This window comes from Candidatus Methylomirabilota bacterium, from assembly GCA_027293415.1.
Lineage (GTDB): Bacteria > Methylomirabilota > Methylomirabilia > Methylomirabilales > CSP1-5 > CSP1-5.
Genome location: JAPUFX010000085.1, coordinates 18,761 through 33,859 on the forward strand (window position 1 = coordinate 18,761; position 15,099 = coordinate 33,859).

The following is a 15,099-nucleotide window of genomic DNA, read 5'->3' on the forward strand; positions in this document are numbered from 1 at the left end:
GCTACACTCCGTTCATCCCAAGGGTGTCCTGCTCAGGCGAAGATCCCCTGCACGGTACGAATCCTGGTCCCGTGGAACACGCCATGATCATCCGCTTCCGACCGCCCAAATCTGGCACGACCTCCACATCGGGGAAGCCCCCCCGATCCCGCAGAAGCCTTATGAGAAAAATTTCCTGCTCTGGAGCCATTTCCAGGGCCAACCATCCTCCGGGGCGGAGGAGGGTTGATGCCCCTGTGATGATCTGTCGGTGACACCACAGGCCATCCGGCCCCCCATCTAAGGCCTCGACAGGCTCATAGTGCGCCTCGGGCGGCAAGACCGCAAGATCGGTGGTGGCAACATAGGGCGGGTTACTGACAATCAGGTCGCACTGGCCGATGAGGCCCCGGGCAAAGACCGGCTCCAGAAGATCCCCCTGGAGGAAGGCAATCTGCCCTGCGACCTCATGCACGCCAGCATTTTCTCTGGCAACGTCCAGCGCTTCCCGTGAGATCTCGGTCGCATAGATCCGGGCGGAGGGCAACATTTTCGCCATTGCCACGGCGATGGCTCCCGATCCGGTCCCAACGTCCACAATCACGGGGGCCGTCAACTGCTTGAGCCGCGCGAGCGCTGTCTCGACCAGGACCTCGGTTTCAGGCCGCGGGACCAAGACAGCAGGAGTCACCTTGAAGGACAGGGACCAAAATTCCTTCGTCCCGGTGAGATAGGCAACTGGTACTCGAGCCTGTCGCCGCGAGACCAGAGTCCTGTACGTCTCAAAAACCGCAGGTGGCAGCCGTTCTTCAATGGCGGCATACAAGTGGAGGCGGTTAGAGCGGAGGAGGGAAGCCAACAGACATTCGGCATCCAGCCGAGGGGTGTCAACCCCCGCAGATTTCAGCAGAGCAGTCGCCCACACCAGGGTCTGTCCAATCGACGAACCCTCCGGTATGAGTACTACTCTCTCCGTGACCAACGATTCCACCGCACTTCTTCCTCCTAGCCCAGATTATTCACGTAGAAGTGAAGTGAATAATCTGCCCTCCGGGCTTCGACTCCGCCCAGCGTTTCCGGGGCGTCGCTCAGGGCTAGCCTTGAGTCCCGCCGAAGCGGCGGGATCGAAACCTGCCGGTGCGGCCGAGCCCGCACCTGCAGGCGCATTATTCACGAAGACACTCCAGTCGTGAATAATGCGGGCTCGGTGTCATGTCGCTGAGGAGGCTCTGAGTCGCTCCGCCTCGTGATGTGTGACCAGGGCTTGGATGAGCTCTGCCAGGTCTCCCTCGAGTACGGCCGAGAGATTATACAGGGTTAACCCGATGCGGTGGTCGGTCACCCGACCCTGGGGAAAGTTGTACGTCCGAATCCGCTCGCTCCGATCTCCCGTCCCCACCTGTTGCCGCCTGGCGTCGGCGATCTCGCGCTCTTGCTCGGCCCGGGCCTGCTCCAGAAGACGCGCTCGGAGGACCTTGAGAGCCTTGGCCTTGTTCTTGTGCTGGGACCGTTCGTCCTGGCAGGAGACGACCAAACCTGTCGGGAGATGGGTCATCCGAACCGCCGAATCGGTGACATTAACATGCTGTCCCCCGTGCCCGCTGGCCCGGAAGACGTCGATCTGGAGATCCTTCGGGTCGATCTGGACCTCCACCTCTTCCGCTTCGGGGAGGACCGCCACCGTCACCGTTGAGGTGTGAATCCGGCCGCCCGCCTCGGTCACCGGAACCCGCTGCACCCGGTGCACACCACTCTCCTGCCGGAGCTTCCGGAAGGCTCCCTTTCCCTCAATCGCTAGGATAACCTCCTTCATCCCTCCGATCCCGGTGGGATGGGCCGAGAGCATCTCCACCCTCCAGCCCTGGGACTCGGCATGCCGGGTATACATCCGGAGAAGATCAGCGGCAAATAATGCTGCCTCTCCCCCACCAGCCCCAGCCCGGATCTCCATGATTACTCCCTTCTCGCCGGCCAGATCCTTCGGGAGGAGCATCTCCTTGAGTTCCTGCTCTAAAACCTCTTGCCGCTTCCCGAGCGCCTCGAGTTCTCCCGCGGCGAGCGCCCGCATCTCCGAGTCGGCCGTCTCCTCAAGGAGCACTGCCGCCCCCTCCTGCTCTTGGAGCAGTTGTCGGTAGCCCCGGTATTTTTCCACAATCGGATGGAGATCTGCGTGGGCCTTGGCGTGGCGTTGAAAGGTGCTAGGATCCTTCAGAACCGAGGGATCGGCCATCTTCTGGCTCAAGTCCTCGTACCGCGTTTCGATCTCCCCCAGCTTGTCCAGCCACGTTAGCATAAGAGCACGTTCATACCTCACCGATCAGCACAGGGGCATTCATTCCCTCTCAGTGATCCGTGAGTTATGAACCTTGACCCGTCTTGCGCCGGTATCTGCGCTGGAATCGCTCCACACGCCCTTCGCTGTCTACCAGCTTCTGCCGTCCGGTAAAGAAGGGATGACATTTGGAGCAGATTTCCACCCGGCCCTTCGGGACGACCGACCGGGTATGGATGACCTCGCCGCAGGCGCAGGTAATGGTACAATCTACGTATTCAGGATGGATCCCCTTCTTCATCTCTGCTTCTCCTGTTCCCAACACAAGGGATTCGTAGCTTCTCCACAAGTATCGAATTGTAGCATGCTTCACCCCGAGGGCAACAAAAAAGCAGCCTCTCGGCTGCTTTCGTCCCTCGACCTCGCCCTCTACTTAGGTGTTCATGGACCGGAGAAAGTCCGCGTTGGACTTGGTCTCGGACAGCTTCCCCTGGAGGAGCTCCATCGCCTCCACAACCCCCATGCTGGCCAAGACCTTCCGGAGGACCCACATCCGGTTCAGTTCTTCTGGGGTCAGGAGCAGCTCCTCCTTGCGGGTCCCGGACCGGAAGATGTCGATGGTAGGAAACATCCGCTTGTCTAACAAGCGGCGATCCAGATGGAGCTCCATATTCCCGGTGCCCTTGAACTCCTCAAAGATCACATCGTCCATCCGGCTCCCGGTGTCGACCAAGGCTGTCGCGATGATGGTAAGGGATCCTCCCCCCTCGGTGTTCCGGGCCGCCCCAAAGAAGCGCTTGGGACGCTGCAGGGCGTTTGCGTCAATTCCCCCTGAGAGGACTTTGCCGCTCGGCGGACAGACCGCATTATACGCGCGGGCGAGTCGGGTGATCGAGTCGAGCAGGATGACCACATCCCGCCTGTGCTCGACGAGACGTCTCGCCTTTTCCAAGACCATCTCCGCCACCTGGACGTGGCGACTGGCTGGTTCGTCGAATGTCGAGCTGATCACCTCCGCCTTGACCGACCGCTGGAAATCGGTCACCTCTTCCGGACGTTCATCGATCAGGAGGACGATGAGAAATATCTCTGGATGATTCTTGGTGATGCTGTCCGCAATCTTTTGCAGGAGGATCGTTTTCCCGGTCCGGGGCTGCGCCACGATCAATCCCCGCTGCCCTTTCCCGATGGGCGTGATCAAATCCATGACCCGCATACTGATCTCATTCCCGGTGGTCTCCAGGCTGATCCGCGCATCGGGAAAGAGAGGGGTCAGGTTGTCGAAAAGGGTCTTGTCTTTAATAAGTTCCGGATCTTCAAAGTTGACCGCCTCCACCTTCAGGAGGGCGAAATACCGCTCCCCCTCCTTCGGCGGGCGGACCTGGCCCGACACGGTATCGCCGGTCCTCAAATCAAAGCGCCGGATCTGTGATGGGGAGACGTAGATATCATCAGGCCCCGGGAGATAATTGTAATGGGGGGCTCGGAGAAAGCCGAAGCCATCCGGGAGGACTTCGAGAACCCCTTCGGCGAAGATGAGACCGTTCTTCTCCGCCTGGGCTTCCAAAATCTTAAAGATAAGCTCTTGCTTCCGAAGGGCGCTTGCACCCACCATGCCGAGGGAGCGCGCAATGGTATTCAGTTCGGGGATGGTCTTTTCTGTCAACTCCGCCAAGTTCATCAGGCCTTCGCGGGGAGCGTCAACGACCGCGTCACGGGTCATCGCCTTTGTCTCCCTCGTCTCCTTCCCCTCTTTGCTCGCCTCCTTGGCGACATCGGTGGCATGGCGTTGGGACGGCATAGCGTTTCTTCTCCCCTCCTTATCGCGCACGTTGCGGGACCCCACTCCCTCCGGTTCTCTTATCCTCTCAACCTGCTTCTCGTTGGATCTATCATCAGTGCATCAATGCCGGGCAGGGCATCATCGCCCGACATAGAGTGCGGGATAGCTGTCTCTGTTTGCGTATACTACACGATACAGGGGATCTCCCGGGACTGATCAGAACAGCTGGATTGCAGCGGTGGAATAATTCTGAGAGTCTTGAGGAGGTGTCTACATACTGTCTAGAGTGCATGGTAAGAACACCTTCCATCCTTGTCAAGGTTTTTTTGGCCCCACTCGGAGCAGCACCTGGAATATTTCCTGGACTCTCCGTTCCGTCTCCTGAAGATCCCCTCCATTCTCGATCACGAAATCGGCCCGCTTGACCTTCTCCGAAAGAGGCATCTGAGTATGGATTCGGGCCAAGGCTTCTTCTCGGCTCAGCCCCCGATCTGTCATGAGGCGAGTCACCTGCACCTCTTCGGGGGCGGTGACGACCACCACCCAGTCAAACCGACCTTCAGACCCAGACTCGATGAGGAGGGGGAGTTCCACTACGCATACGGGGATTCCTTGTATCCGGAGTTCAGCCAGCCGTTCCTCGACCGCGACGACCAGCGCAGGATGAACGATGGTCTCGAGTCGCCTGCGCAATCGTTCATCACGAAAGACTATCTCTCCCAATAATTTCCGATTGATGGTCCCGTCGCGTTGCAGGATGTCCGGCCCAAAGGCCTCGACGGTGGCTTCAAAGACTTTCGTCCCTGGTACCTGCAATTCTCGAACCACTTCATCCCCGTCAAGGACCGTAGCCCCCCCCTTCGCGAAGATCCCCGCGACCGTGCTCTTGCCGGTCGCAATGCCCCCTGTCAGCCCCACAATGATCACGGGATCCCTCGCCCGCCCTCTGCCAGGGCGCTGAGCAAGCGCGTAAACCCCAACTCCTCGAACAGGGTCCGAAGCCGCTCCGCATCGGGAACCTGCCGTCGGAGGTCCTGCGGGGAGACACACAGGGGGAGGTCGGTACGAAGGGTGACGAGTGAACGGTTCTTCCGGATCCGTGCCGCATGGGCACTCAAGGCCTCCCGAAGCTTTGGTCGCTTGACCTGATCGAGGGAGTCGATCAGATTCTCGACGGTGCCAAATTCCTGAATCAGCGTGCTGGCCGTTTTCTCCCCCACCCCGGGCACTCCCGGGATATTATCAACGGCATCCCCAACGAGACTCATGAGGTCCGTCATCGCCTGTGGTGGGACCCCGTACCGCTCCTGGACATCCTGAACCCTATAGGTCTTGTCCCGCATCGGATCGTAGACCTCGATGGCAGGATTGACCAGCTGGAAAAGATCCTTGTCGCCGGAGACAATGGTCACCTGAAATCCATCCGCAACGGCTCGCGTCGCGAGCGTCCCTATGATGTCATCCGCTTCATACCCTTCCTCCATCAGCGTGGGAACCTGCAATGCTTCCACGACACGATAGACATAGGGAATCTGAGGCGCCAGGGTATCAGGCATGGGCGGGCGCTGCGCCTTGTAGGCCTCAAATTCCCGGTGGCGTTCCGTCTCGCCTCCAGCATCAAACACCATGGCGATATGCTCGGGGGATTGCTCCCGCAATACCTTGAGGAGCATATTGGTAAAGCCGTAGATGGCATTGGTGGGGAGCCCCCTGGAGTCGCTCATGGGGGGCAGGGCAAAAAAAGCGCGATAGATGTACGACGTTCCATCAATGAGGTGCACCCGCATGGTCCGAAAGGCTCTCCCCAAAATGAACGAGTTCGGCGGCCAGCCGACCGCTGGCTGCCCAGCGCTGTTTAGCGAAGGTCACCCCACCGGTGCTGGAGAACAGCCAGCGCGGCCACGGCGGCAGTCTCCGCGCGCAACGTCCTGGGTCCCAGGGAGACGGGAACGAAACCCTTTTCTCTCAGCAGAGCCACCTCGTCCGTCTCCAGCCCCCCCTCCGGACCCACCAGGATCCGTATCTCATTCGGGGGGGACGCCCGATCTAACACCTCGGCAAACGTCCCAACCCGCTCTCCCTCCCAGAGGACAATCGCAGCACCGGCGGCCGGTCCGGCAATATATTCTGCTTCAAGGCGGTAGGGTCCGGTGAGCCCCGGGACGGTCAAGCGACCCGACTGCTCTGCCGCCTCGAGGGCGATCCGGCTCCACCGGGCCACTCTGCCCGATCCCTGAGCGACCGTCCGTCGGGTGGAAAGGAGGACGACTTCGGCCACCCCCATCTCCGTCACCTTCTGGATCAGATAGTCCATCTTGTCTCCTTTGAGAAGCCCCTGGAGCAGTACAATTCGAAGAGGAGATTCTCTCACCATCGAGACCTCCGCCACAATCCGACCAACGACCTCACGGGGAGAGGATGTTGCAATCTCCACCTCCCATTCCTGGCCGCTGCCGTTGAACGCCAGCACGCGACTGCCCACCCCCATCCGGAGGACGCGGATGATCTGGCGAACCTGGGCCGGATTGAACCGAACGCAGCCGCCCACGAGTTGTTCTTCGGTCACGTAGAAACGATGCATCCTTTAGGTCCGATGTCCGAAGTCAACCAAGGATTTCACTGTCCCCTACGATCTCACCTCGGATCTGACAGGTCACCGGAAATATACGAGAGATGCTTGGCAGCGGTGTTGGATGGAGGAGGAATCCGAGAGGCTAGTACCCGGTGTCAGACATTGCCATCTGTGACCCGCGAACCACATTCATCCGCCGAAGAGCTCCCGGACCTTCTCAAAGAAGCCTTTGCTCAGGGGAGTTCCCTCCCCATTCTCCAGTCGGTGGAGCTCCTCTAAGAGCTCCTGCTGCTTGGCGGTGAGGCGGGTGGGAATCTCTACGAGGACCTTGACCTTGAGGTCGCCTCGCCCGTACCCCCGGAGGTTCGGAAGACCGTATCCCTCCAGGCGAAACTCCGTGCCGGGTTGCGTTCCAGGCGGGATGTGAATGGGGATCATCTCGGTGAGGGTCGGAACCATGGCCTCGCCCCCCAAGGCGGCCTGCGTGAAGTTGATTGGGACTTCACAGGTCAAATCATCACCCTCCCGGTGAAACATCGGGTGCGCCGCGATTTGGACCACCACGTAGAGGTCACCGGGGGGGCCTCCCTTCGTTCCAGCTTCCCCTTCGCCACTGATCCGAAGCCGTGTCCCGGTTTCCACCCCTTTGGGGACCTTCACCGCTACGGTCCGTTCCGTTCTGACTCGCCCCTCCCCCCGACACGTCCGGCAAGGGGAATCGATGACGTGCCCCTCGCCTCCACACTGATGACATGCCTGGCTGACCGTGAGAAAGCCTCGCGAGAACCGAACCTGGCCGCTCCCGCGACAGACCGGACAGGCCTTCGGGCGCGTCCCCGGCCGCGCCCCGGTGCCGCGACACCCCTCACACACCTCCAATCGAGAAAGGATGATCTCCTTCTCGGATCCCTTGGCAGCTTCCTCTAACGTGATAGTCAGCGCATAGCGGAAGTCAGCCCCTCGCTGGGCCGCACTCCGCCTGCCCGCTCCTCCAAAGAACCCTTCCAGGATATCTTCAAAAAGCCCCCCGAAGCCCGTCCCGAACCCCACATCGAAGTCGGGATACGCTTCGGCCATCCGGCCCCCCACCGTTCCATATCTGTCATACTCCTGCCGCTTTTCAGGATTCGACAGGACCTCGTAGGCCTCGTTGATTTCCTTGAACTGTTCCACCGCCGCAGTGTCGTCGGGATTCTTATCGGGATGCAACTTCATGGCGAGGCGCCGATACACCTTTTTGATCTCGTCGGGCGAGGCTCCCCGCGACACCCCCAGAATTTGGTAGTAGTCCTTACTCACTGCCTTTTCCCTCGGAGGGGGTCTCGGCCTGGGGGGAAGGTGCGGGAACGGAGGAAACCTTGACCAGAGCTGGCCGGAGGACCTTCTTATCCAACACGTACCCGCGAAGGACCTCCTCGACGACGGTGCTCTCCGGATGGTCGTTTGTCTGCACCTGCTCCACCGCGTGATGGACAGCCGGATCGAACTGCTGTCCGACGCTCTCAATCGCCTTCACCCCCGCCTTCTCGAGCACGCCTTTGAAGAGACGGAGGGTCAGGTCAACTCCCTCAATGACGGCCTCTTCCGCCCGAGATGACGCGGCGGAGGACCGCGCGGCGGCAAGGGCCCGCTCGAAATTGTCGAGCACCGGAAGCAACTCTAACAGCAGCCCTTCTTGCACGGTCCGGACCAACTCGGCCCGCTCGCGCACCACCCGTTTCCGGTAATTGTCAAACTCGGCTGCCAGGCGCAGATGACGGTCCTGCAGCTCCTGGATTTCTTTTGCCTGAACCGCGACCTTCTGCGACAGCTCCTCTTCAGGCGCCGTCTCCTGGCCTGGCGCTGTCTCTTCGGACACGTCTGGAATCTGTTGGGCCTCTTCTGGACTCCGCTCCTCTTGCTGCCGTTCCTCGGACATCCGCAACATCCCTTGGAGGCAAAAAAACGAGAGGGAAACCCCGACCCTCGGGATCTCCGCCCTCGCTACGAAGCCTCTTCTGTCAAGTACTGACTGAGCAACTTGGCGGTGAAATCGACCAGGGGGATGATCTTGCCGTACTCCATCCGAGTCGGGCCGATCACTCCTAACGTTCCCAAGAGATCGTCCCCGCACCAGTACGGGGCCGTTACCAGGCTCAATCGCTGCCATTCCCGGAGGATGTTCTCCGAGCCGATAATGGTGGTGAGCCCTTCTTGGGCCAGGCATTGGTCCAGGATCTTCACGAGCTTCGACTTTTCCTCGAAGGCCACAAAGATCAACCGCATCTTCTCGATGTCGGCAAACTCTGGTTGCTGCATCATATTGGTGGTCCCATCGATGTACACCTCCCCCTCCGTCGGTTCCACAAAACTCTTGTGCCCGACTTCGAGGGCCCGGCGGAGGAGCGCGTCGTACATGGCTTTCTCCTCGGCCATCTTCTCGACCAGAAATTGCCGCACCCGGGACAGAGGCATCCCCTCTACCAGTGAATTGAGAAGCTTGGCGGTCTTATTCAACTCATCCTGGGAAATCACCTCGTCAAGAGTCACCACCCTGTGGTGGACCTGTCCCGACTTGGTAATCAGGATGACCAAGATTCGTTCCGCTGACAGATGAACAAACTCGATCCGCTTGATCGCCACTTGGTCCACCCGGGGCGCGAGGACCACTCCAACCGAACGCGAAAGGCCAGAGAGGAGCTTCGTGACCTCCCGCATCAGATCCTCTCCCTTTCCCCACACCGGACGAAATCGCTTCTCGATTACGCTTTCTTCCGCCCGGGTGAGAGAAGGTCGTTCTATCAGGCTGTCTACATAGAACCGGTACCCCAGATCGGTCGGGACCCGACCCGCTGACGTATGGGGTTGGACGAGATACCCGAGGTCTGCCAGATCGGCCATGATATTGCGGATCGTGGCCGGACTCATCTGGAACCCATATTTCCGCGCCACACTCCGGGAGCCAACGGGCTCGGCACTCAAAATATAGTCCTGGATGATCGCCCGCAGGACCTCCCGTTGCCGGTCGGTCAACTCCATTGTCGTGTCACCAGTCAACATATTCTCCTGATCACCTAGCACTCTCATCCTAAGAGTGCTAACACCCTTAGTATACTGAAACGAGATCGGTCCTTGTCAAGGAGAAAGGGGGGCCACTGGGGTTCAGGACTTTGGACGTCGGACGTCCTTAATCGATCAGCTTCCCAAGCCGGTTCCAGCGCGGCCCTCCCTCTTGCGAGTCCCAGGACCAATAGATGATGAACGCCTCCCCTTCCACCTTGTGAATGTCTAGAAATCCCCAAAACCGGCTGTCTTGGCTATGGTCCCGGTTGTCCCCGAGCACGAAGAGCTTATCCTCCGGGACCGTGATTGGCCCGTAGAAGTCTCCGGGCGAACCGGGGTTCCCTCTCATGGCCGGGTCTGCGTGGACGAGGTAGGACTCGTCGAGGGGTTTCTCATTGATATAGACCCGCTTCCCCCGAACCTCCACCACATCTCCTGGCAGCCCGATGACCCGTTTGATGAAGTCCCGGCTCTCATCGTGAGGATACTTGAAGACGATGATGTCCTGTCGCTCTGCGACCCAGGGGCCGACGATCCAGGTATCCAGCACGGGGATGCGGACCCCATAGATGAACTTGTTCACCAGGATATGGTCCCCAACCAGCAACGTGGGGATCATGGAGCCGGAGGGGATCTTGAATGCTTGGACCACAAAGGTTCGGATGAACAAGGCCAGGAGTACGGCGACGGCCAGAGCCTCCAGCCACTCGCGGGCAACCGACTTCAGGCGCTCGCGGGCCTCCGGGGCAGCCGACTCCCCCACCTGCACTGGCGCCTCGCGTTCTTGCTCGCGATCCATGCTTTCCCTTCTCCGATGCGCGCGCGGGTCGCCTGGTCCCGCCCCCGCGCCTCAGGACCCCTCCGCTACCTGGACTCTCCCCTCCGTATATCCAGGACGGCCATAAAAGCCTCCTGGGGGATCTCTACGCGCCCCACCCGCTTCATTCGTTTCTTTCCTTCTTTCTGACGCTCCAGAAGCTTGCGCTTGCGGGTGACATCACCCCCGTAGCACTTGGCAGTGACATGCTTCCGGACAGGGGGGACGCTTTCCCGGGCGATTACCTTCCCCCCCACGGCCGCCTGTAGCACCACCTCAAAGAGCTGCCGCGGGATGATTTTCCGGAGCCTTTCGGTGAGCTGCCGCCCGCGGGCATAGGCGTGGTCCTTGTGCACAATCGCGGAGAGGGCATCCACAGATTCCCCGTTGACCAGGACATCCAGCTTTACCAAATCCCCTCCCCGGTAATCAATCAAATCATAATCGAACGAGGCATAGCCGCGGGTAAGGGATTTGAGCCGGTCGTAGAAATCGAGGATGATCTCACCCAAGGGGAGATCATATGTGATCAGGACGCGGCGGTCCTGGAGATACTCCAGGCCGACCTGGACCCCCCGCTTCTCCTGGCAGAGGGCCAGGACAGGTCCGACATATTCGGCCGGCAGCAGGATGAGGGCACGGATGTACGGCTCCTCCGTGCTTACCAGACGCTCGCGGGAGGGGAGACGGGAGGGATTGTCGACCTCCACCAGCGTCTCATCGGTGAGCCGGACCCGGTAAACCACAGTGGGCGCAGTCGTGAGCAGCTCCAGATTGAATTCTCGCTCTAACCGCTCTTGAACAATCTCCATATGCAACCGTCCCAGGAATCCGCACCGGAAACCGAAGCCTAACGCCGCCGAGGTCTCTGGCTCAAAGGTAAAGGCCGGATCGTTGAGCCTGAGCTTCTCGAGGGCCTCCCGCAACCGCAGGTAATCCCCTCCCTCGACGGGATAGAGCCCCGCGAAGACCACAGGACGCACCTCCCGGAAACCTGGGAGAGGGGTACGCGTTGGCTTGTCCGCCGTGGTAAGCGTGTCCCCGACCCGGACCTGGCGGACATCTTTCATCCCGGCCATCAGATATCCCACCTCACCAGCTCCCAGCACCGGGACCGGCCGCATCTCCGGGGAGAAGACCCCCACCTGGCTCACCTCGAAGGTGGCGCCATTGGACATGAGGCAAATGCGGAGTCCGGGGCGGACGAACCCGTCCACCACTCGTATGCAGGCAATGACCCCCTGGAAGGAATCAAACCAGGAATCAAAAACCAGCGCCTTCAGGGCCGCCTGTGGGTCTGCCTGCGGCGGGGGGATGCGCGCCACGATCGCCTCGAGGATCTCCTGCGTTCCGATCCCTTCCTTGGCACTACACGAGATTGCCCCGGAGGCATCGATCGCTAAGATGTCTTCCATCTGCTGCCTGACGCGGGCGACATCTGCGTTGGGGAGGTCGATCTTGTTGATCACCGGAATAATGGCGAGATCATGGGCAACGGCCAGGGACAGGTTGGCGAGCGTCTGCGCTTGAACCCCCCGAGCCGCATCCACCACCAACAACACCCCTTCGCAGGCACTCAAGGCGCGGGAGACCTCGTACGTGAAATCCACATGGCCCGGGGTGTCGATCAGGTTGAGGGTATAACCGGCGTCCTCCTGCGAGTCGTAGTGGAGGCGAACCGCCTTGGCCTTGATGGTGATCCCCCGCTCCCGCTCCAGGTCCATCCGGTCGAGGACCTGCTCTCGCATCTTCGGGGCCGGGACGGTCGCGGTGTACTCCAGGAGCCGATCGGCCACGGTCGACTTCCCGTGGTCGATGTGGGCGATGATGGAGAAGTTCCGAATGTATTTCGGGTCGGTACGCATAGGAGGTCCGAGGTCCAAAGTTAAAAGCAACCTAACAACTAATTATACCTCATCGCCGGGGAAGCTGTGGCCCCGCACATGCGCTCAGACACTCCTCAGGGGTTTCCCATGCGCTGGGGATTGGTTCATGATGGAGAGGAAGGATCCAGCGTGGAAGGAACCGGGTCCGATGGAGCGCGGGTCTCAGGACGCTGCCCCGTATCTGCTGAGCGCTCCCTGAGCATCTGGGTGGCAGCGGTGTATACCTCAGCCGGGCGTAGATCCCGGAGGCAGATTTGTCCCGCCGGGTTCCGGCAGACCTTCGAAAAGCAAGGACTGCAAGGAGGAAAGGTCGAAAGGATCCGATGGCCTGTCCCGTACGGTCCGGTGCGCCGCGGATCGGTCGGCCCCATGAGGGTGATCACTCTCCGTCCGAGCGCCGCGGCGAGGTGCATCGGGCCGGTATCATTCGCAATAATGAGATCGGCGTGTTCCAGGACTGCCCCGAGTTCCGCCAGGGAGGTCCGCCCGCGCAGGTCCACCACGCCTTCCACCCCGCCCAGGGGGTCCTCGGGACTCGGCAGCTCACCCCCCACCGCCACCACCCGAACCCGGTCCCGGCGAAGTCGATCCGCCAAATCGGCGAAGGACGTCGCCGGCCAGAGCTTGGTGGGCCACCGCGCGCTGGGAATCAAGACCACAACCGGCTGCGACCCGTCGACAGGGAGCGGCGAGGACGGGAACGTGAGCGGGAAGACGCGATCCCGCTCTTCCAGCTTGAACGCCCGAACGACGTCGAGATACCGTTCGACCGCATGACGATCGAGATCGCTCGAGCCAATTTGCTGGTGGTAGAAAAGCCAGGAAAACTCCCGCGCGTACGAGGGGCCGAGGCAGAGCCTCCCTCGCGCCAGGCGGCTGATCAGGGCACTCTTGAAGAGGCCGGTCAGGTCAATGACGAGATCGAACTCCCTCCGCCGCAGTTCCGAGACCACCCTCCACATCCCCCGCAGGGGGCGCTCGCGGTCAAAAGGGATCACCTCGTCCACATCCGCGGCATGCCGGAGGAGGGGAGCATATGCGGCATTCACGACCCAGGTGATGGAGGCAGGCAAGCCCACCTTGAGGCAATGGATGGTGGGGAGGGCGTGAATGAGATCCCCCAAAGAACTCAGCTTGACGATCAGAACTCGTTTGGCTGTCACCTCGACCGGCTCGTCACCACTCTCGCTCGACGATGAAATCCACCAACATTTCCAGAGAGCGCAGGGCGGCGTTGTCGGGAAACGGGACCAGGTGATCTCGGGCTTTCCTCAGGTACTTCCGGGCCTCTTCCACCGCCGCCTTCACCCCCCCTCGCTCCGTCACATATCGATGGATCGTCTCCACCTCGGCCTCCCGCAACGGTCCATTGCCGATGAGACGGCAGACCTCATCCCGCTCGGCGCCCCGGTCGTGATGGAAAACATGAATCAGGGGATAGGTCACCTTCCCCTCCAGGAGATCGTTCCCCACGGGCTTTCCCAGGATCTCCTCGCTCGCCACCAAGTCCAGTGCATCGTCCACCAGCTGGAACCCGATCCCCAGGTTCAGACCGAACTCCGTCAACGCCTCCACCCGGGTCTCGTCCACCCCGGCGACCAATGCCCCGGTCCGGCACGCGGCGGAGAAGAGGGCCGCGGTCTTACAGGTGATGATGGTGAGGTAGTCCTGGTACAGGATATCGGGATTCCGGTGCCACTTCAGCTCCAGGATCTCTCCCTCGGTCATGGCCACGGTGGCATCGGCGAAGGCCTTGAGGATGCGAAAGTCCCCGTCACTGACCAGCCGTTGGATCGAGTGCGAGTAGAGAAAGTCGCCGACCAGGACTGAGACGTGTGGTCCCCATCGCGCGTTGGCTGACGGCTGCCCTCTGCGCTTTTGGGCGTTATCAATAATGTCATCATGGATCAGGGTGGCGACGTGCATATACTCCGCCACCACCGCCAGATCCACATCGCGCTCCCCCGCATTGTAGCCGCACATCCGGGCAGAGAGGAGGAGCAGGGCGGGGCGAACCCGCTTGCCGCCGCTGCCGAGAACATAGGTCGTCACTTCGGAGATGAGATCGGCGCGGCTCAACACCCTCGTTTGAATCCGCCGCTCGACCTCCTCGAGCTCTTTGGCCACCGGGGCGAACACGAGTTCACGCAACATGGGGTGAGCTCCTCTGGCGGCGGGCCTGTGACGCAGCTTCGCAGGCGTGGACCTGCCGGCGAACGCCCACCACCATAGCACACGGAACCCTTGGGTTCAACACCGAATTAGCGGGGGGTTACGGGTCTTTGTGAGTCCTTGCCTATCCTTATATATAAGCACTTGCGAACGAGCAAGGATTAGCAAGGAACCCCAAAGAAGGGGAGAGATTTCAGACCGACAGCAGACCGACAACGTTTTTGCGGTCCGTCCCGAACACGGTCGCCTCCAAGCGCGCCGCCGCCGTGGCGTCCTGATCATCGTACAGGCCGCCGTACTGGTCCATGGTGAATTGATAGGAGGCGTGGCCCACCTGCTGCTGAATATATTTCGCATTGGCGCCGGCCTGAATCTGGAGCGCCACATAGGTGTGGCGCAAATCGTGAAAGCGGATCCGCCGCAATTCCGCCTTGGCCAATGCCGGGAAGAAGAAGCGGCGCAGGTAGCCTTTCGGATCCTGGGGCGTCCCCACGCTCGAGGGGAAAATGAAATCATCCGCCTCGACCTCCACCACCGCTTTCTCCGTCCGGGGCGCTCTCAGGACCGGGACCTCCT

15 protein-coding genes are annotated in these 15,099 nt (G+C 60.8%); all 15 read right to left on the minus strand.

Features of this window, described 5'->3' with window-relative positions:
• Nucleotide 1: 1 nt before the first annotated feature.
• Nucleotides 2-970, minus strand: a complete 969-nt coding sequence (prmC, locus tag O6929_06625) for a peptide chain release factor N(5)-glutamine methyltransferase (GenBank protein ID MCZ6480059.1) — start codon at nucleotides 968-970, stop codon at nucleotides 2-4.
• 219 nt (nucleotides 971-1,189) lie between these two features.
• Nucleotides 1,190-2,272 carry a peptide chain release factor 1 gene (gene prfA / locus O6929_06630; protein ID MCZ6480060.1) on the minus strand — a complete coding sequence of 361 codons (1,083 nt, stop codon included), beginning with the start codon at nucleotides 2,270-2,272 and terminating at the stop codon, nucleotides 1,190-1,192.
• Nucleotides 2,273-2,336: 64 nt separating this feature from the next.
• A complete protein-coding gene (gene rpmE, locus O6929_06635; GenBank protein MCZ6480061.1) occupies nucleotides 2,337-2,552 on the minus strand; it encodes a 50S ribosomal protein L31 in 216 nt (71 codons plus the stop codon).
• Nucleotides 2,553-2,684: 132 nt separating this feature from the next.
• The gene (gene rho / locus O6929_06640; protein ID MCZ6480062.1) at nucleotides 2,685-3,932 is read right to left on the minus strand and encodes a transcription termination factor Rho; all 1,248 of its coding nucleotides are present in this window, start codon (nucleotides 3,930-3,932) and stop codon (nucleotides 2,685-2,687) included.
• A gap of 417 nt (nucleotides 3,933-4,349) precedes the next feature.
• The gene (coaE, locus tag O6929_06645) at nucleotides 4,350-4,961 is read right to left on the minus strand and encodes a dephospho-CoA kinase (protein ID MCZ6480063.1); all 612 of its coding nucleotides are present in this window, start codon (nucleotides 4,959-4,961) and stop codon (nucleotides 4,350-4,352) included.
• On the minus strand, nucleotides 4,958-5,821 hold the full coding sequence (locus O6929_06650; GenBank protein ID MCZ6480064.1) for a hypothetical protein: 864 nt from the start codon (nucleotides 5,819-5,821) through the stop codon (nucleotides 4,958-4,960). Before O6929_06650 ends, coaE begins: the two co-directional genes overlap by 4 nt.
• Nucleotides 5,822-5,889: 68 nt before the next feature.
• Entirely contained in the window at nucleotides 5,890-6,615 is a 726-nt protein-coding gene (locus O6929_06655; protein MCZ6480065.1) for a 16S rRNA (uracil(1498)-N(3))-methyltransferase, read from the minus strand.
• Between the two features lie 180 nt (nucleotides 6,616-6,795).
• On the minus strand, nucleotides 6,796-7,905 hold the full coding sequence (dnaJ, locus tag O6929_06660) for a molecular chaperone DnaJ (GenBank protein ID MCZ6480066.1): 1,110 nt from the start codon (nucleotides 7,903-7,905) through the stop codon (nucleotides 6,796-6,798).
• Nucleotides 7,898-8,524 (minus strand): nucleotide exchange factor GrpE, encoded by a 627-nt coding sequence (locus O6929_06665; protein MCZ6480067.1) that lies wholly within the window; start codon nucleotides 8,522-8,524, stop codon nucleotides 7,898-7,900. The genes dnaJ and O6929_06665 overlap by 8 nt, the downstream gene beginning before the upstream one ends.
• 65 nt (nucleotides 8,525-8,589) lie before the next feature.
• On the minus strand, nucleotides 8,590-9,642 hold the full coding sequence (gene hrcA / locus O6929_06670; GenBank protein ID MCZ6480068.1) for a heat-inducible transcriptional repressor HrcA: 1,053 nt from the start codon (nucleotides 9,640-9,642) through the stop codon (nucleotides 8,590-8,592).
• A gap of 130 nt (nucleotides 9,643-9,772) precedes the next feature.
• Nucleotides 9,773-10,447, minus strand: coding sequence for a signal peptidase I (gene lepB / locus O6929_06675; GenBank protein ID MCZ6480069.1), 675 nt, complete (start codon nucleotides 10,445-10,447; stop codon nucleotides 9,773-9,775).
• A 65-nt stretch (nucleotides 10,448-10,512) separates the two neighbouring features.
• A complete protein-coding gene (gene lepA / locus O6929_06680; GenBank protein ID MCZ6480070.1) occupies nucleotides 10,513-12,330 on the minus strand; it encodes a translation elongation factor 4 in 1,818 nt (605 codons plus the stop codon).
• Nucleotides 12,331-12,455: 125 nt separating this feature from the next.
• Nucleotides 12,456-13,514: a glycosyltransferase family 9 protein gene (locus O6929_06685; GenBank protein MCZ6480071.1), complete on the minus strand. Its 1,059-nt coding sequence runs from the start codon at nucleotides 13,512-13,514 to the stop codon at nucleotides 12,456-12,458.
• Between the two features lie 13 nt (nucleotides 13,515-13,527).
• Complete coding sequence (locus tag O6929_06690; GenBank protein ID MCZ6480072.1) at nucleotides 13,528-14,505, minus strand: polyprenyl synthetase family protein; 978 nt, start codon at nucleotides 14,503-14,505, stop codon at nucleotides 13,528-13,530.
• A 211-nt stretch (nucleotides 14,506-14,716) separates the two neighbouring features.
• On the minus strand, nucleotides 14,717-15,099 hold a 383-nt coding region (locus O6929_06695; GenBank protein MCZ6480073.1), incomplete at its 5' end, for a tyrosine-type recombinase/integrase.